20 protein-coding genes are annotated in these 22,869 nt (G+C 44.3%); 7 read left to right on the top strand and 13 right to left on the bottom strand.

Annotated elements, in window-relative coordinates; genetic code table 11:
• The first annotated feature begins 11 nt into the window (after positions 1-11).
• On the top strand, positions 12-617 hold the full coding sequence (locus ISR87_01090) for a LicD family protein (protein ID MBL7024021.1): 606 nt from the start codon (positions 12-14) through the stop codon (positions 615-617).
• A complete protein-coding gene (locus ISR87_01095) occupies positions 617-1,372 on the top strand; it encodes a phosphocholine cytidylyltransferase family protein (GenBank protein ID MBL7024022.1) in 756 nt (251 codons plus the stop codon). Before ISR87_01090 ends, ISR87_01095 begins: the two co-directional genes overlap by 1 nt.
• Before the next feature lie 25 nt (positions 1,373-1,397).
• On the opposite strand, the gene ISR87_01100 is transcribed toward ISR87_01095, so the two are convergent.
• The 3 genes from ISR87_01100 to ISR87_01110 form a co-directional block, all read right to left on the bottom strand.
• Positions 1,398-2,615, bottom strand: a complete 1,218-nt coding sequence (locus ISR87_01100; protein MBL7024023.1) for a hypothetical protein — start codon at positions 2,613-2,615, stop codon at positions 1,398-1,400.
• Between the two features lie 147 nt (positions 2,616-2,762).
• Positions 2,763-4,049, bottom strand: coding sequence for a YaiO family outer membrane beta-barrel protein (gene yaiO / locus ISR87_01105; GenBank protein ID MBL7024024.1), 1,287 nt, complete (start codon positions 4,047-4,049; stop codon positions 2,763-2,765).
• 130 nt (positions 4,050-4,179) lie between these two features.
• A complete protein-coding gene (locus tag ISR87_01110; protein ID MBL7024025.1) occupies positions 4,180-4,827 on the bottom strand; it encodes a hypothetical protein in 648 nt (215 codons plus the stop codon).
• A gap of 218 nt (positions 4,828-5,045) precedes the next feature.
• On the opposite strand from ISR87_01110, the gene ssb reads away from it, so the two are divergent.
• Positions 5,046-5,447, top strand: a complete 402-nt coding sequence (gene ssb / locus ISR87_01115) for a single-stranded DNA-binding protein (protein MBL7024026.1) — start codon at positions 5,046-5,048, stop codon at positions 5,445-5,447.
• Positions 5,448-5,642: 195 nt separating this feature from the next.
• On the opposite strand, the gene ISR87_01120 is transcribed toward ssb, so the two are convergent.
• Genes ISR87_01120 through ISR87_01130 form a run of 3 tightly spaced genes read right to left on the bottom strand, consistent with a single transcriptional unit; the run spans position 5,643 to position 8,035 of the window.
• Positions 5,643-6,404 carry a creatininase family protein gene (locus ISR87_01120; protein MBL7024027.1) on the bottom strand — a complete coding sequence of 254 codons (762 nt, stop codon included), beginning with the start codon at positions 6,402-6,404 and terminating at the stop codon, positions 5,643-5,645.
• A 13-nt stretch (positions 6,405-6,417) separates the two neighbouring features.
• Entirely contained in the window at positions 6,418-6,822 is a 405-nt protein-coding gene (locus ISR87_01125; GenBank protein MBL7024028.1) for a hypothetical protein, read from the bottom strand.
• Positions 6,812-8,035: a hypothetical protein gene (locus tag ISR87_01130; protein MBL7024029.1), complete on the bottom strand. Its 1,224-nt coding sequence runs from the start codon at positions 8,033-8,035 to the stop codon at positions 6,812-6,814. Before ISR87_01130 ends, ISR87_01125 begins: the two co-directional genes overlap by 11 nt.
• A 329-nt stretch (positions 8,036-8,364) precedes the next feature.
• Between ISR87_01130 and ISR87_01135 the strand changes: the two genes are divergently transcribed.
• Positions 8,365-9,198, top strand: coding sequence for a prolyl oligopeptidase family serine peptidase (locus ISR87_01135; protein ID MBL7024030.1), 834 nt, complete (start codon positions 8,365-8,367; stop codon positions 9,196-9,198).
• 213 nt (positions 9,199-9,411) lie between these two features.
• On the opposite strand, the gene ISR87_01140 is transcribed toward ISR87_01135, so the two are convergent.
• Positions 9,412-10,287 (bottom strand): hypothetical protein, encoded by an 876-nt coding sequence (locus tag ISR87_01140; GenBank protein ID MBL7024031.1) that lies wholly within the window; start codon positions 10,285-10,287, stop codon positions 9,412-9,414.
• Between the two features lie 125 nt (positions 10,288-10,412).
• Here ISR87_01140 and ISR87_01145 point away from each other — a divergent pair, with 125 nt between their 5' ends.
• The 3 genes from ISR87_01145 to ugpC are packed head-to-tail and all read left to right on the top strand — an operon-like array spanning position 10,413 to position 12,961.
• Positions 10,413-11,258, top strand: a complete 846-nt coding sequence (locus tag ISR87_01145) for an alpha/beta hydrolase (protein MBL7024032.1) — start codon at positions 10,413-10,415, stop codon at positions 11,256-11,258.
• The gene (locus ISR87_01150; GenBank protein ID MBL7024033.1) at positions 11,255-11,869 is read left to right on the top strand and encodes a threonylcarbamoyl-AMP synthase; all 615 of its coding nucleotides are present in this window, start codon (positions 11,255-11,257) and stop codon (positions 11,867-11,869) included. The genes ISR87_01145 and ISR87_01150 overlap by 4 nt, the downstream gene beginning before the upstream one ends.
• A gap of 21 nt (positions 11,870-11,890) precedes the next feature.
• A complete protein-coding gene (ugpC, locus tag ISR87_01155; GenBank protein ID MBL7024034.1) occupies positions 11,891-12,961 on the top strand; it encodes a sn-glycerol-3-phosphate ABC transporter ATP-binding protein UgpC in 1,071 nt (356 codons plus the stop codon).
• A gap of 133 nt (positions 12,962-13,094) precedes the next feature.
• Here the strand turns inward: ugpC and ISR87_01160 are convergent, their stop codons facing one another.
• The 6 genes from ISR87_01160 to ISR87_01185 form a co-directional block, all read right to left on the bottom strand.
• Positions 13,095-14,477, bottom strand: coding sequence for a C1 family peptidase (locus tag ISR87_01160; GenBank protein ID MBL7024035.1), 1,383 nt, complete (start codon positions 14,475-14,477; stop codon positions 13,095-13,097).
• Between the two features lie 328 nt (positions 14,478-14,805).
• Complete coding sequence (locus ISR87_01165) at positions 14,806-17,658, bottom strand: FAD-binding oxidoreductase (protein ID MBL7024036.1); 2,853 nt, start codon at positions 17,656-17,658, stop codon at positions 14,806-14,808.
• Positions 17,659-17,699: 41 nt separating this feature from the next.
• Positions 17,700-18,335 carry a hypothetical protein gene (locus ISR87_01170; GenBank protein ID MBL7024037.1) on the bottom strand — a complete coding sequence of 212 codons (636 nt, stop codon included), beginning with the start codon at positions 18,333-18,335 and terminating at the stop codon, positions 17,700-17,702.
• A gap of 66 nt (positions 18,336-18,401) precedes the next feature.
• Positions 18,402-20,021 carry a hypothetical protein gene (locus ISR87_01175; protein MBL7024038.1) on the bottom strand — a complete coding sequence of 540 codons (1,620 nt, stop codon included), beginning with the start codon at positions 20,019-20,021 and terminating at the stop codon, positions 18,402-18,404.
• Between the two features lie 137 nt (positions 20,022-20,158).
• Positions 20,159-20,617, bottom strand: coding sequence for a hypothetical protein (locus ISR87_01180; GenBank protein ID MBL7024039.1), 459 nt, complete (start codon positions 20,615-20,617; stop codon positions 20,159-20,161).
• Positions 20,617-22,788, bottom strand: coding sequence for a TonB-dependent receptor (locus ISR87_01185; GenBank protein ID MBL7024040.1), 2,172 nt, complete (start codon positions 22,786-22,788; stop codon positions 20,617-20,619). The genes ISR87_01180 and ISR87_01185 overlap by 1 nt, the downstream gene beginning before the upstream one ends.
• Between the last annotated feature and the right edge of the window lie 81 nt (positions 22,789-22,869).

Raw genomic sequence — 22,869 nt, forward strand, 5'->3', positions numbered from 1 at the left:
CTGGAGGTACGTTGTCCGGTAAATATAAATTGTCTGATGGAAACAATCTTCAGATCGCTGAAAAGATGCTCCGTGATGTGACTCGTATCTGCGATCTGGTGAGTGCCCCATACTGGCTGGAAGGTGGCACTCAAATTGGGCTTGTCCGAGAGCAGCGACTCCTACCCTGGGATAATGATATGGACATCTCCATGTATGACACCCATAAATCCAAGCTCTGGTTGATCATCCCCATGCTATTGCTTCAAGGATACCGATTAACACTCCAAAACCATCAAACTGATATGGGACCCTTTAAAAGGGGTGAACTGAAAATCATCAAAATCCGTAATTATACTCGTGGGCTGAAAAAAGGGAAAGTCACGCTGGATGTTTTTATTAAGCGCAAGATTGGGGCTGAATGTTTCTGGGTGGTTGGCGTCAAGAAACGGGTGCTCAAGTCCACGCCCTCTCACTTTACCGAGTCACTTTCTACTATTCGTTTTAAGGACAAAGACTATCTCATCCCCTCTGACTATGATGGATACCTGACCTACCGCTATGGAGCCTGGAGGGAACCGCAAAAAGAATGGGATTTTCGGGTAGATGATCAAGCTATTGTAGGAAAGGATTATTAGTGAAGGCTATTATTATTGCAGCCGGAACAGGCAGACGACTTTACCCAATCACAAAAGATATCCCCAAGAGTCTAGTTGATGTCGGCCAGGGAATTACGCTTCTGGAAACACAATTGCACAGCCTTAAGGAGTGTGGTATCAAGGACATCGTCATGATCATTGGATACCGGGCTGATCAGATAGAATCCAAGCTGAAGGAGTATGGCTCGGATTTTAATATTGAGATCGTTTACAACCCATTTTTTGAGAGCTCAAATAATCTCGTCTCAGTCTGGATGGCCCGGCATTGTTTTTCTAATGAATTTATTACCATTAATGGGGATGATATCTTCGATGTCTCAGTTATCCGCGAGTTGATGAAAAGCGCCTATCCCATCACCATGGTTACGGATATCAAAATCCAGTATGATGAAGATGATATGAAGATTATCTCAGCTGATGGTCTCGTAAAGCGGGTGAGTAAAAAGGTTCCTGTGGAAGAAGCCAATGGTGAATCTGTGGGAATAATCAAGTTCTGTGGATCAGGACCTGGCATTTATAGAGATATGCTAGAGTCCATGGTTCGTGACCCTGAAAACCTGAATGTCTTTTACTTAAAAGCCATTCAGAATATTATCGATGCCGGGCATAAAGTTCATTTCAGTCAGTGTGATCCCACTGATTGGGGGGAAATTGATTTTCATCCAGATCTTGAAATGATTCGAGCTTATGTGAGTCAGACTAATTTGGTTGAACGGATCCTGGACAAACCCTGATTAATATTCCTGGGAGAGAACCCTCTTAATCATCCGCTTCGGTTACTTCCAGAATTTTTAAACCACCAAGTCCGCCAGCTATGAACAAATAGTCTTTTTCGACCTTAACAGCATTGACTGATTCTAAATCATCCAGACGAAACTGACCAATCAACTTAAGATCATCAACATCACAATCTCTTGAATCAAATTTATCCCTGGTATAGGCGACATAAACACCTGCCTCACCGTTGGACATATACAAGGTCTTACTGTCAGTTGAGGCGGCATTGGTAACTGTCACAGATGGATCCAGATCATCTACCACCGGGGGCGCGATCTGTTCGATAACAGAGCCATCTTCCAGACATATAATTTGGGTACCACCATCTCCAAGCGCCAAAACAGCTTTTTTTCTATGGATTTCAATGGTTGATTTCGAAAAATCAATTGATGCGCCTTCCAGGTCATAGTCATTCAGCATTTCCCCTGAATCATAGTCAAAGGTAACCATGCGGGCTGGAGTTCCGGCGACAACCGCTACATCATCTCCGTCAGTATCAACACCACGAGCGTCCTCAACGGGATACGAAAAGACAACCTCATCATTGCTAAGCTTAATCACGGTCACATATCCACTATCTGCTCCAGAAGTCACAAAAAGGTGGTTGTCTGTCACTTCAACATCTGTGGCTGCCCAACTGGGGACATCAAATGTTTCTGTTTCATCCGTCAGAGCATCATTTCTAACACGGACTTTTTCAACAACAGCAGGAGAATTAAATTCATCACGGTTCGTAGCCATGGCTAGATACAAATTGTTATCCTTAAAGGTTAAGCCATTAACGTCTGAATCAGTAAAAAGCATGGATGATTTTAACTCTGGATCATCTTCATCCTTAATATCAAAAATATCCACTGCGCCTAGATAGGGCTCACCAATCATGTTATAGGAAACATAGGCTTTATCTCCCTTAATATAAATATCTGTCGCTTGCAGGACTTGCCCATCAATGGTTGGCGGGTCAACCTCTGCAATTAAGACAAGACTTACTGGATCAACTGCAGGTTTTACCAGACCTCCCGTTTGTAGCGTTGTATCAATTTCAATGATCTGATTGACGTAAGTGATCCGATTTAGAAGTGTTGACTGATTATTTACCAGAATTATGCGGCCATCATCCGGTGGCTCAGTACAACTACTTAGAATTCCTGCCATGAGAAATGGGATGGCGAGTGATATAATTGGTGTATTTCTTTTCATTCTTTTAGCCCCTGTTTAATTCTTTCATCCCTTCAAGATGACTTGAATTAGCTCAAAACCTAATCAAGATATTTTTAATCATATCTCAGTGTAATATATGTCACTTAGGCGAGCCTAATTCCAACAATCATGACGCCCTTGATTCCTCTAATAATGTTTCGTAAATGATATCTGTAATCCAGTATCTCCACGAAAAGAATCAGCCCTGGTTTCAAGATTGGAGAGATGTAACCCAACATTCACATCATATTGTGGTTTAACAGTAATTCTCAGGGTAGTACCAAAACTACGACTCCCCAAAAACTCAATTTCTTCTCCACCCAGGTTTGCATCAGGCGAGACGCCTGAACCCGCGTAGACGTCAATGAAATTTTGGGGATTGGAAAGATATTTCCGGACAGAGAATATCCATGATTTAGATAGACTTGAATTCGATGGTGAAATATACGTTTTAAAATTGAACCAGTAGGATTGCCAATATTTTCCCAGGGAGCTCACATAAATGGGGATTTGTTTATCAGGAACCTGGAGATATCTAAAACCCAGTGAGGCTTCAAAATCTTTGGGCAAAGCCTGAAACACCTCCAGACCCAGTCTAAAAGAAGGGAATAAATCTGATTTTGATAAGCCGATACCAGTGTAGAAATAGGTTCCTTTTCTAAGCACTGGATATGATTCCACTTCAATCTGACTGGCCGTGTTTTGGAATCGACTGGCATAATTCAGTTTGAAGATAACAGGACCAAATGCTAATGATTCTTTATGCTCTAATGACACCCAATGCCATGGATCTAGACTTGGCTCCACGACAACAAATTGCCATTCTGTGTTTGTTTCAGCTAAACGATTGTATGTGTATCGCAAAGTAGTAGAACGTGTGATTTCAGAGACTTCGACACGTTCTATAAACTCTTGTGCCATGCTATGGTTTGGTTCAAGGACTAAAATTTCCTTAGCAATTGTCATCGCTTCAGGGATTTTTTTCTGTCTTTCAAAAACCTGAAGCTGTTTGACCATATATCCCAGATCTTTGGGGTACATCTGGACTGAGGTTTCTAATAAGGCCAGGGCTTTCTCATCTTGCTTGGACCAGATATAGGTGTCAAGTAGAGCATTCCGGGCGTCCTGATACGATGAAGCGGCTTCTACAACCTGGGTAAGCACCTCTTCGGCTTTGTCGTAGTTCCCTCCCCAACTATAGCATCGCCCCATGAGGATTTTAAAATCGTGGTAATTGGGGTTGATTTCGAGGGCATGTTGACACAGCTCAATGGCCAGGTCTCGATCACCTAATTCTGTAGCTGCCTTTCGTGCTTCAATAAAGAGCGAATCCAGATTTTCACCTGCTTCGACTGGACCTACAGTGACCAGGAGGACCAATACGAATATTGATTGAAGGATGTGGTGTCGGAAAGATGGATTGGCGTTTCTCATAAAGTTTCCAGTGGAATTTTTCCCGTTCAGGGGGTTGTCAATTATCAATCAGTAATTTATATAAACCGTTTTTTCACGAATAACAACATCTCAACTCGACTAGTTGAGTTGAAAAATCTGCATAAGACACTCAGGATTTTTCTCCATGAACCAGACCCCAGAAATAAAGTACCGCCACAGCAAAGAGTATGGGTCCAAAGATCATTAAGACGATCTCTTGAGACAAAAACAATAATTGTCTTCCTGCTGCCAGAAATGCCAGGGAAATACCAGTCGCACTTATCAGGGCACCTCCAACTGAAATTGAGAGAAAATGCGAATTCATAAGCCCTCTTTTTGCTGCGATTATCGGGGTGGCAATTACGACTGATGCCGCTGTGCTATGAAACACTGGATAAACAATTCTCGCCATTAAGGGTGCATCCATAAATCGACTCAAAGTGATAAGACCTAGACCGAGGATCATCAAACCCAGGAAGAATTTTTCATATCTTGGAAAAAACCTTGAAATCAACCCCGTTCCCCATGAGAAAGGGATGATTGAAGACACGATGGCCACTAGTTTATTGCTCGTTCCTTCACCCATAATTCCTAGAATCCCCCATCCAAAAATGCTTAGGAGCAAGCTGGCAATGCCCAAAACTGCAAATGCACCGGAATGATAATAGTCGGAGGGATATCTCATGCCACCATCGCTTTTTCTATTCCTCAGAGACCATAACGCCAACATGGCAATGATATAGGTGCCAACTAAAAACACTTGATCAAGTAAACTCATCCCTGTCCCTTCTAACAACTAGAGTGATTCCTACCCCCCCAATCTAACTTCTAAGATGCAGTGGAAAACCAGTTGTTTGCTGGAAAATACAGATCCAATGTCATTACGTTCATTTTTATACTATATTAAATATCTAATAGTTTTTTTCATTTTTCTCTTGCTTCTCCCTGTTTCATCTTATAAAATATTCCCAATCAAACCAACAAAAGGAGGGTATTATGCAGCGCAATAGCGTGAACAGAGTGCTATTGGTTGGACGTACAGGCAGCGATGCTGATGTGCGTCACACAACAAAGGGATTGGCCATCGCAACCATCAGCGTAGCCACGACAGAGACCCGTAAAGATGGGAAAGGAGAGTTTCAGGATACTACAGAATGGCATCGGGTTGTGGTTTTTGGAAAGATCGCAGAGTTCACAGAAAACTACGTCAAAAAAGGTGCCCTGATTTATGTGGAAGGACGTCTTCAGACTCGCTCATGGGATGACAAAGAAGAAAAGCGTCATTACATGACAGAAGTTGTTGGGGAAAAACTCACCATGCTAGGTGGCTGGAAAAAGGGTGCTGAAGAAAATGCAACCGTTGCAGTCGCAGAAGCAGAAGAGGAAGTTCCCTTCTAACTGAGATTTATCTCTGGAAGCCATGCCGGCCGGCACCTCTACGAGAAGAAACGCTTCCTGAACGGGGTTGGTTATCGCCCAAATGATAACAGTTAAAAAAAGCACACAAACTGAAGCTTACAATTACATCCTAAAGGTTATTCCAAAAGCCATGAAACCTGCAACAGCAGGAGCGGCTTTACGAAAATGATATGTCTATTCATACAGGTCGTTGAGATCTGCATTGGCGATTTCAATAAACAAATCGGCCATTTTTTGTGTGACATCTTTGAAATAGGCAGCACCTTTTTCAATGGTGGCCTGTCTGGGATCGCCTATACCCGTATCATCGGTTACTTCAGACCATTTCCGCTCAGTCCAAGCCCAGCCTTGCTGAATGCTTTTGATTTTAATTTTACGCTCTGTCCCAGGACCTGCATCAGCAAGCGGGCGTACCAAATCTGGTCTGATGTGCAGCATGAGAGACGTCTCCATTTCATCAGCATGATCGCCATCATTCTCAAAATACTGGGATTTATCAACTGTGGAGAACCAATTTGTAAACGCCATAAACATATCTGGATACTGGAGACCCAATTCCCTCAAAATAGGTTTAAAATCATTCCCGCCATGAGAATTGAAGATCAAAAATTTGCGGACACCCTGTCGATCAAGTGTTTCAAGCACATCCCCTACGATAGCCGTCATGGTGCTGGGATTCAGATTAATATCCAGATAAATATCTGTCTGCCCCGTGTTCACCCCAAATGGTATGGTGGGCAAGACCATTACATTCGCACCTTGTTCATGTGCCAACCGAGCGGCTTCCGCTGCAAGATGATCCGACTGCAGAACATCTGTAGCATAGGGGAGGTGAAGATTGTGTGCCTCAGTGGCACCCCAGGGCAAGATTACCAGATCAACTTCTTGCTCTCTGACCTGTTTCCAGGTGCTTTCTCCTAATAAATATGGTCGCATACATCCCTCAATCTTATTGGGTTGAAATTCGATTCACTTTTACCGAGAACCCCACGATATATACCAAGAATCCCCCTGCAAAATAAGCCAGGATATCAAATGGATCCCGGATGGTGCTTGTATCAAAGACAGGTATGATGCCTTCAAATATTAAACTAAAAATAACTACTGCTGCAAGGATATGGGTGAAATGCAGCCTATAATCCACGGGAATTAGGTGAAGTCTCCAGGCAAAAAAAAGCGAGACTGGCAGATAAACGGGGAGAGCTAGTATATCACTGAGATATTGTCTCAGAAAACCAAACTCCGGCATCATCTGAATGAAGAGTAGCCGATTTAAAGCATAAACTGTCGCTGAAACACCAGCCAGAATCATCAAGCGCCTGAGAGGCACACCCAGCTCGTGATTAGTTGTCAATCTCTTGCCCTATGTCTTTTTTATATGTTTCACGAATATAGGACTCCAACCATTTATTGTATTTCTTCAAATCTCGGTCCCGTAAGCCCTTCTTGCGCCACTTGGCTTGCATGGCCATCGTTTTTTCTATAATTTTATTCTCAGCAGGAAGAATGATGTCTAACAGGCCGGTTCCAGCTTGATTGGTCAGCTGTGAATGGAGCAGATAGTCCGGACCGTTGCCTCTTTTAACAGGGAAACAGCTCGCTTTCAATTCCATGGCTGCAGCATTTATGGGGGCTGGGGCACCATTTATGGATATAACCAAGTCTGGGAGCAGAGCAGCTGATTTTACCCATACCGGTGTTACCAGAGTCACTGGTTGCCAACCGAGCACCGTCCACAGGGTTGTGAGCTGTGGATCTTCTGAGGGTAGGACGCCCTGAATTAAAAGGGTTGAGGCACTTAGTGTACGGACGACATAATCTTGAAAAAGGACATACTTCTCATCACTTCTGTCCAGGGGTAGTGGATCAGAACGGAGATCATTTTTCAATAAACCATGCTTTAAATTGCGGGTGGCAGCCTGAAGAATAAAATCAACTGAAATCGACTTTTGCTCGCTGAAAAGCTCGCTGGTTACATCATGACGGATAAACCCGTAACCCTTGTCTGTAGTGCCGGACATTGAAAAATTGGTGCGGATGAGATATCCCTCTGGAGCGATATCAGTATCAGTCACATCATATTTGGTATAATCATAATATCCTTTTTCATAGTAGGCTGCACCTCCCCTGGCATCGATAACTCCAAAATTTGCTGCCAACCCCCAGGTCCCCACCGAGCTATCCATAAAAGCTTCGAAATCACTCAGGTCAGAACAGACTTCCAAAACAGCGCGCATGAACAAGCCTTCCTGATCATCCGGCACATCACACACTTGTCCTTTATTCAGGTTATAGGAAGCCGTATTCATGATGGCAAAGCCAACTTCATTGGAACCCATCCAGATTTGCTGCGAGAGCGTGTCCACTCTGTTTGCAACTCCGACGAAGTCATATTTACTACCTTCTGCGTAAACCAGCTTGTTTTCCAAATCACCCGTATCCCGGTGCTTCCAGAGCAGCGGTCTGCCATCATCGGTCGCTTTGCCACTCACCACAGCAGAGGTACATGAATATCCCGGTGCAATAAAACTCATGAGGAAAAAACATATTATAAAAAGATGCTTCATTTTTTATCCTTTCCAGGATTTCATGGAAATGGCCTGCCAATTCTTAAGTCTAAAAGATAAGCAAAGAGGCCAATATTTGTAATTGGGAACTAGCTTAAATATTCAAGAGCACAATCAAACTCAAAGCGATAACATTCAGACCCACCCATAAAATAATATTTCTGCTTTTCTTAGACATAACTTCCCTTTTTCACGTTTCAATTTCCTGGGAGTTCAGTTTAAGCATTACCCCACGCTTTGAAACTGGTTTTCATTTGCTCCCAGAACATTGTACAACACGCTAATATATGCTTTGACCTATGCTCTCATTTCAAGCATATTTTGGCATTATGAATCCAACTTATAAAATTTCTGCACCTCTTATCGTTCTTTTTCTGATTGTCACTACATTCTCTCCAGTCTCTGGGGATATCCTACACTTAAAAACGCCCTCAATAGCCTTGTCCGACAGTAACAAGGTAATCGTTGCCACCCCCTCACAGTTCGACCCCCATCGAAAAGGTGGTTATCCCTTTATTGTCATGCTGCACGGGTGGAGTGGGGATGAAACCCAATGGGAAGATGATTCAGATTTACAGAGTTTGTGTGATACCTACCAGATTCTATTGGTATTACCAGATGGTGGCTATGATGGTTGGTGGGTTGATTCCGAGATAAGTCCAGGACGTAACTATGCGACACACATCCTCCAGGAGATCAAAATCTGGATGGTTGTGAATTTTAACGGCTCAATGGACCCTGCGAATCACGGGGTCATGGGGCTCAGTATGGGTGGATTTGGTGCCATAACTCAAGTCTTGAAATATCCCGACAATTATGCAGCCGCGGCCAGTTTAAGTGGTGTCATGGATGTCACCCGGCATACTGAAAATTGGCATCTAACTGGAGCACTGGGATTATATGTCGATGATCCCGACCGCTGGAAAAGAAACAATCCTCTCCATCTCGCTGAGAAGCAAGCGCCCCTCAATAGTCCCAATATGCTCCTTGTGTGTGGACGTGATGATTTCACATTCAAGGAGAATCAAGAGATGGCCAAACTATTGGAGTTTAAGGGATACAAAATTGTTTTCAGGGAAGAATCTGGGACACATTCTCACACTTTCTGGAAAACCCATGTTGAATCGGCCATCAAGTTTATCGTGTCACACTTTTCTGAGTAAAAAAGAATAAAAATCGGCTGCGGACGGATATTTACCAGTCCTCCAACATCTTAAAATTGGAGTACCGCCGATGCGTATCAACATTCCGCAGCCTTTATTTTCAAATGACCAGCCATAAATTACATTGAAGACACATCATTTTTGTCATCCCAATGACAGATGAGGTCTATTTCTTCGGTAAAGGGTTTTTATGGGAGGACGATTGGTCAGCGATCAGGGATAATTTGATCGAGAGGTATCATAGCGCGTCGTTTCCATTGCTCCAGATTCATCACTAATTAACCGATATAAGTTTGGATCTCTTAATATTTGTGTGAGCTCCATAACTGAGTCATTCAACAGACATCTGTTTAAGATGACTCGAATCCCATGGCTATAGTCTGCATACCAATTTGCATGCCCGCTGTAAAGTGGCTGTATGGGGTCACCATTTGGATAGTGCCAACCATAAATGATTACCTTCTCAGGTTTGGAAGCAATTTGATTGGATAATATCACATCTTTTTTGTGGCCGCTAACCAGACTTCCAAGAGGATGGTCACTCAAAAAAGCTCCACGGGATGTCTCCACAATGGAGTGGTGCTCACGGAATACCCCTACGGTCACCATGGCGGCACTGGGAGGAGTTGGTTCAGGGGTTAGCTTGACCTTAGAAGCAGCCCAGATGAGGTCTACCATCTTCCTGGTTGGCAAAATACCACCCAGTTCGTCCATCACTTTTTGAGCCAGGATGGGTGTCATGGGCATGAGGAAATGATCTGACTCTGACCCAATGGACAGATAATCCGGCATAACAAAAAATGTCAGGGAGTAATTTGAATCCGCAATAGCCAGGCGGGTTTCAACGGCCACCAGGTCTCTGAGAAAAGCTGGCATATTGCCCTGTTTTATTTCATCCAAAATGGCCTGTTCTCTTTGTGCTAACGCCATTGATTTAATGGAGTCAGCAAAAGCGGATCCTGAGAGAGCATTCTCATGTTGCGGAGTGATCTTTAGCTTTAAATTTTCACGTCCAAAACCAGTCGGATTAAACAATGTCATGAAAACGAATGTGACCACTATATAGGTGAGCTGGATTCTTGAATTCATCTGGGCGTTGCTTTCAGAATATCTGCATCGTTTGTACAAGCTCTGGCGGTTTAAATATAAGTGTACGAATCGAATTCCAGTGTCTTTTCCCTTCTCCATGGGTGCATTCACCTTAATTTGTTTCAATGCAGACACCATTTCCATCCGTGCCCACCATGAACCGTTTGGGCAATCCAGAAGGCGAAGTCCTCTTTTTTCTCCATGCAAACAGTTTCTCGTCAAAAATGTATGAGCCATTTCTTGAACCTCTGTTCACAGGATATGATATCTGGGCCCCCGATCTTCCCGGTCATGGTGATTCGCGTTGGAATGGTCGTATCGAGGCCTGGGTGGATTTGGCCACCTATTATATAGCTCATCTTGATAAGAATCCACCAGGGAAGCCCATGATTGCCATGGGTCATTCAATCGGTGGAATAGTCATCATGCTCATGGCGATTCAAAGACCAGACTGGTTTAAAAAAATTATTCTCCTGGATCCGGTTCTGCTCCCGAAGCGAATTCTGGTCTTTTTCCGTGTCTTAAAGCTCCTCTCCCTAACTCATATCATTCCATTGGCAAAGGCTGCCGAGCGGCGTAAAAATCATTTTCAGGACAGGACCTCTGCCCGTAAACATTATGCCAAGAAGAAAATTTTCTCTCGTTGGGAACCCCGATTTCTGGGAGCCTATGTTGACACCTGTCTGCGTGAGGATGGAAAGGGTGAATTTTTGCTATCTTGTGCTCCCCAACTTGAATCAAGTATTTATCAGTCCATCCCATTAAATGTCTGGCGACTCCCCAAAAAGTTACCTTTACCTGCCCTTTTCATCATTGGTGAGATATCCGATACAGTGAATCAGCGTGGTTTTAAACGAATCAAGCGGTTCAGTGGAAATCATATTGTTAAAAGCGTCGATGCAGGGCATCTTTTCCCCTTTGAAAAACCAGGGGAAAGCATGGCTATCATAAAGGATTATCTTGCCACATGAGAATTGAGATTCACGGAAATACTATTAATGATCGAATTGTCGATCAAGCCGTGGATATTCTCAAAAATGGCGGTCTGATCATCTATCCCACTGACACTGTTTATGGGCTGGGATGTGATATCACCCAAAAAGCCAGTATCGAAAGAATCTACCGGGTCAAGGGGATGGAGAAACAAAAACCCCTGAGCTTTGTCTGCTCAGATATTAAAGATATTTCCAAATATGCAAAAATATCTACCTCTAATTATCGAAACCTGCGGAAGTATCTTCCCGGGCCTTATACATTTATCCTGCCAGGGACTAGAGAAGTCCCCAAAGCACTGCTATCAAAACAGAAAACAGTAGGGGTAAGAATCCCTGATCATCCTCTCACTCTGGCCATTGTAAAAGCTCTGGGGAATCCCATTATTTCAACCAGTGTCAATATCAGTGCAAAGAGTTTTGCAAGTGATCCCCAGGAATTTTCGGAGTATTATGAAGGCCAGGTCGATCTTATTCTGGATTCGGGCCCGACCTGGGCAGAGTTATCCTCTGTGATTGATATGACCGATGATGATCAGCCCGTTGTGATCCGTGAAGGACAGGGCGATGTCAGTTGGTGTCTGACATAATCATTTTGAAAGGAAGCTAATATGGCTCAAGTAACCCTTAAAAAATTAGATAAGTTTTATGGCGAAACACAAATACTCCATAGTATTGACCTGGAAATCCAGGATGGTGAATTTGCAGTATTGGTTGGACCTTCTGGATGCGGAAAATCCACCACATTGAGAATCGTTGCCGGCCTGGAAGAGGCCAGTGGTGGTGATGTATACATTGGTGATACTCGAGTAAACGATGTTGAGCCAAAAAATCGTGATATCGCCATGGTTTTCCAAAATTATGCCCTTTATCCCCACATGAATGTTTATGAGAACATGGCCTTTGGTTTGCGTCTACGGAAATACTCTGACAAGGAAATAAAGGAACGAGTTGAAGAAGCTGCAGACATTCTCAGTATTGAAGATTATCTGTATCGCCGACCCAAGGAATTGTCCGGAGGCCAGCGGCAGCGTGTCGCCGTGGGTCGCGCCATCGTCAGGAAACCTTCTGTCTTCCTGTTTGATGAACCCCTGTCCAATCTTGATGCAAAACTCAGAGTTCAGATGCGGACTGAGATTAAAAAACTGCATGCCCGTCTAAAAACAACCATGATTTATGTTACTCATGACCAGGTGGAAGCCATGACCATGGGTGATCGCATTGTGGTCATGAAGGATGGTTACATCATGCAGGCTGATGAACCTCTGGAAATATATAAACGTCCACAAAACCATTTTGTGGGGAGTTTTATTGGTTCCCCATCAATGAATTTTTTCGACGTGGAGATTCAGGCTGGTCAATTGGTGAATGAGAAATTCTCTTTACCCATAGTTGATGCGCATCCCAATACGCTAAAAGCCTTTAATGGTCGCAAGGTCAGGTTGGGAATTCGTCCAGAGCACTTTCAATTAATGGATGCCCCTTCGAGTATACAGGCAAGCCTTGAAGTAAGCGAACTCATGGGCAACGAATCCTATCTATACTGCACTACCGGGGTGGATACATTTATTGCACGAGTTGCTGACAATGCACCTCGCAAAATCGGAACTGCGCTGAGTCTTTATGCCGAACCGGAGACCTATCAATTCTTTGACCTGGAGTCTGGTCAAAGGATAGATTAACCCTGTCCTGCTATAGTTCAGAAGTTCGTTTATTCTTTACAACGAATTGAACGAAGCGAACGAAACAGGCTTTTTATTTATTCGTCTTCTTCGTAAGATTCGTTGTTATCAAGAAGAACCTGCTCAATGAGTCTTATTCAGGCCCTCTGATCATACGATACATGGCATCCCAGGGTGGCAGCACGATGGGTTTAACCTCCAGCGCCATGGCAGTCTTATTATCAAGATACTTTTTGGGAAGAATCACTCCGTACAAATATTGATCAAACCAGGCATCATCCATGAGCCAGTAGCCCTCGTTTCCGCGTTCGGTTCCCCATGAATTTTCCACCCGCCACTGCCTCGCCTCTTTATCCACAAGATCAACACCCACAAAAACCATGGCATGCGTGGGGATGGATTCCCCATACAAAATTTGCTCGCTTTTGGTCAGGCTAAAATCCACGCCCAGCAAGGCTTCATAATCATAGATTCCTCGGACCATGAGTCCATCTGAACCCAGATGCTCCTGCCCAACATCACAGGCAAACCAGATCGGTTCATCAGCCAGAACAGCCTTCAAGGTCTGAGCTTTGATAACATCTCCAGGAATATTTAAAACAGCCATATCAGGCTGCTCAACCATATCTCTATCAAGCATAATACTATAGGTTTGATAATAGTCTTTTGTGGGATTTTGAAGCAGATAAACATAATCAGCCAGATCATGATTTACCACATCATCCCGAAATTGTTGAGGCGTGAAAATTTTTGCCTTGCTCAACTTTCCATCATCATCTTCATACTGCCAGGTGAATGATTGGGGCGGTTCACCCAGGGCCAGAGCCAGAATTCTATAGACATCCTCCATGGTTTTTTGATGAATTATTGCCTGGGTCCTGGAATCAGCAACCATGCGTATTTTGGAAGCCGCTTTTCGCAATCTTTTCTTTAAAAGTTTATTCATGTCGTTGGTATTAGAACTGGCATAGGTTTCCGGCATGGCAATCATGGGTACCAGACCATACTTGGCAACCAGATCAACAACCATATTCCACTGACCTCCATCACCGATAGGGGCATCCAACAGGAATTCCAATTCACGGTCGTGAATATCCCGCTCTCGCATGAGTATCATCTGATTTAAGAAGAGATTTGATTTTTCCAGCTTGTCATAAAAAAAGAGGAAGTTTTGAGAAAATTCAAATGCTTCGAGATCATATTTCTCCATCACCACGGGGCGCAAAATATTGAGTCCGGCAAACAACCAGCATCTCCCACTGCTCTTCTGATTACTGATTCCTTTTACATCAATTTTATCGGAGAAGAGATGTTGTTGCCTTGTCCGGGTGGCTTTGTCAACAGAAAGGGACTTGATGCTATTGTTCGCCAGAGCATTCTGCCGCGCCACGTTGCTCTTGTCTGCATTGAATATTTTTGAATAGACAGAGATCGCAGCTTTGTCAAGTGACTTCATTTCCTGGCCAAAGCTTACCGAGACTAGTATGCATAACATGATCTGAATACGGTTTCTCATGATGTATCCCCTCTTTTGTGAATGCCCCCAAGCTATCTATGAATGGTGGTTTAAAAAAATGCTTTTCCTTAGACCATTTATACCGGTTTCAGTTCCAAGCGGTCTATGGTTATAAAGACTTTTTTGCCACAGTTGGACACGGATTTTTACAGTTATGATTGAATGGAAACGAATAAAATCATGTAGAGTTATTCTACGAAATCCCCCGGTTTCAATCTGTGATGATCAGTGCTCATCCGTGGCTAGGAATAATCTATTTCAGGTCATTATTTAGAGGCACATTTTTATTTACATCCATGACCAAAATAGAAGTGCATATGGTATTATTCTAAACCGATTTCTTGATGATGGCTTCATGGACCAGGGACACCAGTGGCTGATAGGATTTATCCGTAGCCATGGTCATCCCAATCTCGCAGGTTCTGCTGGTGGAGTAATAGCCATCTGCGTCAATATCATTAATTTCATTTGACTCCATCTCAGTAGCGCTTTCAGCTAATCCGGGAACCAGCAACCCCCTATCCCCTGCAAAGCCGCAACAGCCTGTATCGTGAGGGATGATGACTTCCTTTGAGCAGCGCCGTGCAAGGCCTTCCATTTTGTCTCCCAGCCCCATATGACGGGTGGAGCAGGTCAGATGTAGGACCACTTTTTCTTTCACATGCCATAGACTGAGTTTATCCAGGACGATATCATGGAGGTATTCCACCATATCATAAATTTTCAGCGCCCGCCAACGGGCCAGGTGGATTCCTGATAAAAGCTCATCATAATGAGCAAGATGCTTTGAGCAGGGGCTTGTATCCATAACGATGGGTAACTCACCTTCTAGAGAACTGATCCAAAGGTTCTCTGTGGTATGAATAGCAGCTTGCAGGGCAGCTTCTGAATAGCCCTTTGAACTATAACTGAGACCGCAGCATAAATTTGAAATATTTTGTGGATACCCAAATCCAATACCTGCATGGGTGAGTATTTCAGTGAAAGTCTCCGCCGTTGTTAAACCTGTTTTCTCTGGCTTTCCCAAACTACGTGTTAGACACGAGGGGAAGTAAATCATGTCCACTTCTTTTGACTGGGGTGGCAAAATTTCAGATGCAGCTATTAAATGTGGATTTAGAGCAGGTATGGAACCACCCGAGAGCCTGTTTATGACTTTCATCCCCTGTTGAATTTTCTCATTCCTCATGGCGTATCTCAGGGGTGTGATTAAGCGTAGCGCTGTTCTCACGCCACGCAACGTCCAGGAGAAATGCTTCTCCGCGAGTCTATGCATGAACCTGGCTGGGACCCCGTGGCTTTCTGCTCGGAATTTCTTCATCATTTGCCCGGTATCAATATCTACTGGACAACTCATGCTGCAGAGACCATCTATGGCACAGGTATCAACCCCGTAAAAACGAAAGGCTTTCTCCAAACGCTTGATGCTGGTCTCGTTACCAGCGGTCTCTCCCAGGCTTTCGATTTCTCGTAATACACCAATCCGTTGTCGTGGGGTTAGGGTGAAGTCCTTTGAGGGACAAACGGGCTCACAGAGTCCGCATTCGATACAGGGATCAACAATGTCATCTACCAGGGGAATGGGTTTGATATGCTTCAAATGAATCTGTTCATCGTTGCTGAGCAGCACATGTGGATTCAAAATACCATTGGGGTCAAGGAGGGCTTTAATATCTTGCATTGTTTTGTAGGCAGTCCCGCCCCACTCTTTTTCGACAAAGGGCGCCATATTCCGACCGGTTCCATGCTCTGCTTTGAGGGAACCATCATATTTATCCACAACCATCTCAACCAGATCAGACATGAAGGCTGAATAATTTTCAAGCGTATTGGTCTGATCCAGATCCAGGCTCAGTTTGAAATGGAGATTTCCATCCCCTGCATGCCCAAAAATGACCGCATCATCATAAGCATAGCGATCGAACAAGGCTTTGAGATCCTTGATGGCTCGGGCAAGATCCTTCACTTTGAAACAGACATCTTCGCTAAGGACGGAAGTTCCCGGCGGTCGGGTTGCGGCGTGGTGGGGACCCAATTCTCGTCGAACCTTCCAAAGCCGGTCCCTTTTTATGGGATCACTGAAAAACTGTGGGATGCTGGAGGCATGCTTTTCATTAATAACCTCTACCGCTTGCTCCACCATGCCATTTAATTGTTGAGAGTCATTTGATTGATACTCAATCAATAGGGCTGCAGAGCCTGGAGCAATGTACATATCCTTATCAAATGGTAACCCAGGGAGATGCCTCACGGCTTCCAGGGCTGAGTCATCCATAATTTCAAGCGCAGAGCTACCTACTTTCTTTAATTTCGGCACCAGTCGAGCAGCTTCAATAATGGAAGGCAGAAATAATAGAGCGGTGGCCTTTTGTGAATAAAGAGGAACTGTTTTCAGTGTCACTCTGGATATAAATCCCAAAGTGCCTTCGGAGCCCACCATTAGATGGGCCAAAATGTCAAGGGGTTCCTCGTAATCCAAAAAGCTATTCAAGGAATAACCCGTGGTATTCTTTAGCTTGTACTTGTTGGTTATACGTTGTTTGAGGGTCTCATCTCCCCTGATTTGATCCCGGAGACAAATGAGGCCTCCATGTATTTGGGGAGCCTGAGATTGAAGTTTCGATCTATCCTGGGGATTTGCAGAATTGAGGACCAGACCATTAGGTAGCACCATCTCCATCCCGGCCAGTGTGGCATAGCTGTTAAAGCGAGTTCCCGATCCAATGCCACTGGCATTATTGGCTACAATGCCACCAATCAAAGCGGAACGGATGGATCCTGGATCCGGGCCAATCCGATACCCCAGGGATTCTAGTTGTTGATTCGCGCTGGCAGCCACAACACCAGGTTCCAGAACAATGTACTGACCCTGTTCAAGGACCTGTATATCGCGCCAGCCCTGTTTGACCTCAACCAGAATGTCATCACTGATTGCTTGACCGGAGAGACTGGTTCCTCCCGCCCTGAAAACCACATGTCTCTGGCGATAATTGGCTTCGCGAAAAATATTAACAATATCATTTACTGTAGTGGCTTTGATGACCATGTGGGGGAGTAATCGATAAAATCCGGCATCCCTGGCATAGGCATGTCGGTGTATCAGATCTGTGAAAACTGATGCTTTGGGGAGCACTTTTTTAAGTGCCCGGAGGGTGAGTCTTCTAGAGTTTTTAATATCCATCAGACTGAGTAAACGAATGGATATAACACATGAGATAACCCTTAATTAAAAGTCAGTGTCAAAATTCTTTCTGTAACCGTAGAGACTGGTAAACAGGCTGGAATAACTGCCACATCAGCATCCATATAGCTCACACTGGAAATCATACGCTGGTCATTGCTTAGCATGGACGCATAGATGACTTCCAGATGATCGCTTGATAAGCTAAAGGATCCGTCAATATCCAATGCATCAAGAACCAGATCGAGGGTGAATGTGCCTGTAGTGGTATCTGCAGACCAGGTACCATCTGAAGTTAGCCCGGAGATCTGGACGCTAGGTGCACATCCGGTTCCCCAGTTAACAGGTAAGTTTCCGGAGAGCGTTCCACTGAAGTCATTCCTCAAGGTCACCGTACCACCGATGGGATTCGTATCCGCATCTGTATACAGGTCTGATTCAATCAGGATAAGCGTCCCAGCAGCTATGGTAACAGAGTTAACACCATTTTGAGGAATAATGAAAGCCAGGGTTGTGTCCCGAAGCGTGGTTGCTTCAACGTTAATTGTCATTTCCGTTAAGGTATATTCCCCGGTAAGGGGATGGTTGATTTCTGGAGTAGCTTCATCATCCTCACAGCCAATCAACAATCCTCCAATGATTGAAATGATCACTCCAGCTCTAATGATATATAACATGATAGTCACTCCTTTAGAGCAAAAAGGCCGCAGGAGCGGCCTTTTTGCATAACTTTTAACAGCTATTTAGAAACTCTTTGTTAAGCCTATGGCTATAATAGTTGCTGTCTTCATATAGGTTTCGTTGCCCAAACCTGCATCCACAGCAGTATTCATTCCTTCTTCATAGGATGTAGTTGAAAAGCCTAGCGACACAGCCATCATGTCATTCAAAGCATACTTGGCTCCCAGACCAATTGTGCTGGAATTCAAACTGTAGCTAAGATCTGTCTGATAGCTATCCATAGCCCCACTGGTTGCCATATTATAGCCAGCACTGAGTATCAGAGCATCTGATAAAGCAAATTCAGCTCCAACAGCGAGTTCAGAACCATTTTCAGTCATTGCTTCATCACCATCCCAATTTGCATCTTCATTAAAATACATATTGTAATCAAAGGCGATATTCAGTGAAGGCATGGCAAGATATGATAGTCCAACACCTAACATGGCTGGCATGTCAGCATTGGTTTCAGCACCATCAGGAAACAGACCGGAACCATCAACTTCAGTTTCATTTGTCAGTACGAGAGGAGCTAGCATTTCATAGCGAATACCGATATTCAACTTGTCCATCAAACTAATGTTTAAACCAAGGATCGGAGCAAAACCAGAACCCGTCTGAACTGCATCAACTTCAATATCTGCAGTTGCAGCATCTAGGCCTAATCCCTGGGCTGTGTAACCGTCACCAGTAGCTGTTGCTATTGCCGCCTGAGTCGCATACTCCGTTGCGGCTGTTGTATAGGCGCCCTGAGCAATCGTTGGGGTCCAAGTAGCTTCATCAAAACCGGCAACACCAAGAGCTGTAAAACCAGCAGCAATGGCATCAACATCTGCTTGTGCCATCTGACCACCTAAAATGAGATTTGCAAAGGAAACACCACCTGCACCACCATCAATGAGAGGTTGCAGGGCGGTTGCCCCACCTGTAGCGCTGGTTGCTGCGCCAGTTGCTAGTGCTGCGCCATCATAATACTGAGAGGCCACACCACGCATGACATCACCAGGAATCATATCGCCAGCAGCGGTTTCAACTTTAATGTCTTTTAGATGTCCTTCATAGCTATTTGAGGCTGAAAAATAGCGAACACCGGCAGAAAGTGAAATCATATCATTAACGGCATAAGAGACCGAAGCCTGACCACCGAGGTAGGTGGATGAGCCATTGAATTCAACATCCAGATTATATCCGGTTACTCCAGCGGCTGCCATCATAGGAACCAATGCGGAAGCAGGAGCTTCGAACGAAGGTAGACCATCCTCAAATGCAGCAGTTCCACCACCACCGACGGGAACAAATCCAGCAGATACAACCAATTTGTCCATTTTGTAGGCGAAGTAAAAGTTGGGAAATACTGGTGCGAAGGTGGTGCCTTCGAATGTATCACTATTAAGTGAAGCGATATCATTTGTGATGGTTCTGGTCTGGGTGATAGTTTGACTACTCAGATACAGGTGCATTCCGTCGTCCAGCTTGGTTAAACCGGCTGGGTTAAAGAATACGGCGTCTAGATCTGTAGAAGCGTTGCGAGCCATCATGCGGACAAAATCAGCACTCTGGTTCGTGTTTTCTACCATACCGCCACCAAATGCGATGCTGATCATCAGCAGAAGGGGTAATACGCGTAAAAGCTTACTCATCATTTTCTCTCCTTGTTTTATTGTCTTAATACAGAATCGACTTGAATATCCGTATCTGTTAAAAGTGATCACGTAAAATAGAAGTGCTTTTCAACGAAGCAAATTAAAATGTGCTTATGTAAAATGCCCCGGTTTGTAAATTAGAACTGAACATACCAGTCGGTCTGTTCGTTAATTTGTTTCTCACGGATCACAATTCCCCGTGGTGCAGAGTTTTCAGGAACCACAATATAGTTTTGTATTTCCTGAAATAATTCTTCGTTGGCCAACAATTGAGCCGGGTCTAAGAGGAGGCCAATCACCATAAGTTGATACTCACCAGCTTCCAGTTGGATGAAATAATCGATACTGGATGTACCTGGATTTATGGGGTCGCCATAAGTAATGAAATGGTCAATGACCTTATAACCTGGTTCGTCTATGCGATCAAAATTCAAGTTTATATCGAAAACCACCACCACAGCCCCTTCAAGCGAATCTGACCAACTGGTAAAGATTACGGTTCCATCAACACCAGCGATGGCTTCCAGACTTTTGGGTTTTTCACAAGCAGTCATGGATATGAGTGATACCATAATAAAGGTGAGGGCAAACCGCATTAGAACCGCCTCTCAATTGTAAAAGTTGCAATGCGTTCTTCTTCAATATTCCGCTCGAGCTGGGTATAGTAGTATTGAAAAACGTTCTCCACCCGTATCAAAAAATGCCAATCTTTGACTGATCTTCCAACTCCTGCATTCCACACATGAATAGGAACCCGTGCATCGGCGCCAGTGAGTATGTTTTCCTGAAAAAGTTCAACGCTTTCCATGCGACTAAGATATCTATATTCAATTGAGGCATCCATCCCCCAATAGTGTAATCCCATGGTGCTGATCCAGTGATATCGATGGCGATAGGACAAGGTATCCAGAATCTTCCCTTTTGAATCTGTTTCCATGGGATCCAGCACCGTAAATGCCGACTTGTAATCAATCAGATTGTTGAATGCACTTAATCCCAGACCTACTTCCAGACCCATTATGCGGGCATCGGCAATATTCTGGAAATGAATAACCGCATCTGAGTCGGGAATGGGCTCAATAAAATTTTCAAATCTGTTATGAAAAATAGCCGCATCCAATTTAAGCAGATCCAGAACCCCTATCTGCCCCGCCAGAATGGTAAGCCCAAATTCACGGTTTATGCTGGTCTCTGAAATCAAATCTGGATTTGGTTCAACGGTAAAAATACTTCGGCGGGCAGTGGTAAACATCTCAGCCACAGTCGGGACCCTGAATCCTTTACCCGTAGAAATGCGTAAACCCAACCATGGAGATGGTTTCCAGTTTAGTGCAAGTTGAGGGGTAAAAACATCATCCTGATTCCGACCATCTACTTGATAGGCTTCCCAGCGACTTCCTGTAGAAAGGGTGAATTGATGTAACTTTTTTTCCAGGAGGAGAAAAGTGGCAAAGGAAGAGCTGGTGTGATCACCAAAAATTTGTGCATTCACCTTATTCTGCTGCATAGTCAGTCCAAAAATACTGCTAAGGCTAGTGGTCCAACTTTTACTTGCCTGCACTTCTTCGTAGAAGCGATTTTCGTTTGAGTAATCAGGATCTACACCAAAACTGGTCCATTCATTCCAGTAGGCGCTGGTCTTGGTTTTTATGGCCAAATCTGGGGAATACACATAATTGTAATGGCCGTTGAGGACCACTTTTCTACCCTGAGTACCATCTCTCGAGGAACCTTCAGGCGCTTCAAAGGGATTCGCAGAACTCTTCCAAATAGATGTCAATCCTTCTTTATCATCAAGGACATTGATAAAAACTGCAGCGGAGTGAGCATTACCGAAATTCAATTTGAGTTTAGCAGAAATGTTGATAGCCTCTTCCCAGTTCAATTCCATAAATCCATCATCGTCACGTTTCTGAGCTCGAATCCAGAACGCATGATTTCCAATACTCCGTGAATGGGATATCTCTGTATTGTACAACAAGCCACGTTTTTCACGCCAGCGCCACTCGTCAACCCGGGGATGACTATAAACGCCTATTTTTGTTGATAGTCGGGTTTCAGGCTTAAGCGGAGCATTGCGAGTGATAATATTTACCACGCCACCCATGGCACTGGACCCATACAGGGCGGATCCACCGGATTTGACAATTTCGACCCGATCAACTTCTGAGGTGGGGATGGTAGCCCAGGTAACATTTCCTGCCGCGCTTCCCAGCATGGGGATGCCATCCAGCAAGAGCAATGAGCGAGTGCCGGCTCCCATTGTATATCCCGATGTTCCCCTGATATTCAATTGCCCCTTAATGGTCGACACCCCTGATTCAAAGGAGAGGATATCTATCATACTGACCACTGCCTTTGCTTGAATCTCTCTTGGTCCAATAGCTGAAACTGAAAAAGGAGATTCAAGAATATCCTGTTCTTTACGGCTGGAAGTGACCACCACCTGGGGTGATGCCAGGACATTGGATTTGAGTTGCACTGCCAGTTGAACTGGGACATCAAGAATTACAGCGATATTTTTTTTATTCAGGGGCGCATAGCCCATCATTGAAAAAGAGAGGGTGTACTCTCCCGGGCTGAGTCCTTCCAGTTTGTAATAGCCCTCCAGATCCGTCGTAGTGCCAAAGGAGCTGCCCTGAATTTGAATATTTACACCCGGGAGTCCTTCACCCGATCGACCGTCAGTGACTCTCCCATTGACCGAGCCCGTGGATTGCCCAAGTACTGAGATAGATAGCAGTGTGGACCACAGGAGAAGCCACAAGTGTCGCCTCAAGGGGTTTATTATTTGATAAATATGTGATTTCATGAAGTTGGCGAATATAGAATCGTTGCCAAAGTCAGA

The sequence above is a fragment of the Candidatus Neomarinimicrobiota bacterium genome (assembly GCA_016784545.1).
Taxonomy (GTDB): domain Bacteria; phylum Fidelibacterota; class UBA8477; order UBA8477; family JABMPR01; genus JABMPR01.

Bases quoted from the DNA above. Each gene is read 5' to 3' on its own strand.
- ISR87_01140 (MBL7024031.1), bottom strand. From the start codon at position 10,287: ATGAATTCAAGAATCCAGCTCACCTATATAGTGGTCACATTCGTTTTC.
- ISR87_01175 (MBL7024038.1), bottom strand. From the start codon at position 20,021: ATGATGAGTAAGCTTTTACGCGTATTACCCCTTCTGCTGATGATCAGC.
- ISR87_01150 (MBL7024033.1), top strand. From the start codon at position 11,255: ATGAGAATTGAGATTCACGGAAATACTATTAATGATCGAATTGTCGAT.
- ISR87_01120 (MBL7024027.1), bottom strand. From the start codon at position 6,404: ATGCGACCATATTTATTAGGAGAAAGCACCTGGAAACAGGTCAGAGAG.
- ISR87_01130 (MBL7024029.1), bottom strand. From the start codon at position 8,035: ATGAAGCATCTTTTTATAATATGTTTTTTCCTCATGAGTTTTATTGCA.
- ISR87_01100 (MBL7024023.1), bottom strand. From the start codon at position 2,615: ATGAAAAGAAATACACCAATTATATCACTCGCCATCCCATTTCTCATG.
- ISR87_01165 (MBL7024036.1), bottom strand. From the start codon at position 17,658: ATGGATATTAAAAACTCTAGAAGACTCACCCTCCGGGCACTTAAAAAA.
- ISR87_01170 (MBL7024037.1), bottom strand. From the start codon at position 18,335: ATGTTATATATCATTAGAGCTGGAGTGATCATTTCAATCATTGGAGGA.
- ISR87_01145 (MBL7024032.1), top strand. From the start codon at position 10,413: ATGCAGACACCATTTCCATCCGTGCCCACCATGAACCGTTTGGGCAAT.
- ssb (MBL7024026.1), top strand. From the start codon at position 5,046: ATGCAGCGCAATAGCGTGAACAGAGTGCTATTGGTTGGACGTACAGGC.
- ISR87_01180 (MBL7024039.1), bottom strand. From the start codon at position 20,617: ATGCGGTTTGCCCTCACCTTTATTATGGTATCACTCATATCCATGACT.
- yaiO (MBL7024024.1), bottom strand. From the start codon at position 4,049: ATGAGAAACGCCAATCCATCTTTCCGACACCACATCCTTCAATCAATA.
- ISR87_01110 (MBL7024025.1), bottom strand. From the start codon at position 4,827: ATGAGTTTACTTGATCAAGTGTTTTTAGTTGGCACCTATATCATTGCC.
- ugpC (MBL7024034.1), top strand. From the start codon at position 11,891: ATGGCTCAAGTAACCCTTAAAAAATTAGATAAGTTTTATGGCGAAACA.
- ISR87_01160 (MBL7024035.1), bottom strand. From the start codon at position 14,477: ATGAGAAACCGTATTCAGATCATGTTATGCATACTAGTCTCGGTAAGC.
- ISR87_01135 (MBL7024030.1), top strand. From the start codon at position 8,365: ATGAATCCAACTTATAAAATTTCTGCACCTCTTATCGTTCTTTTTCTG.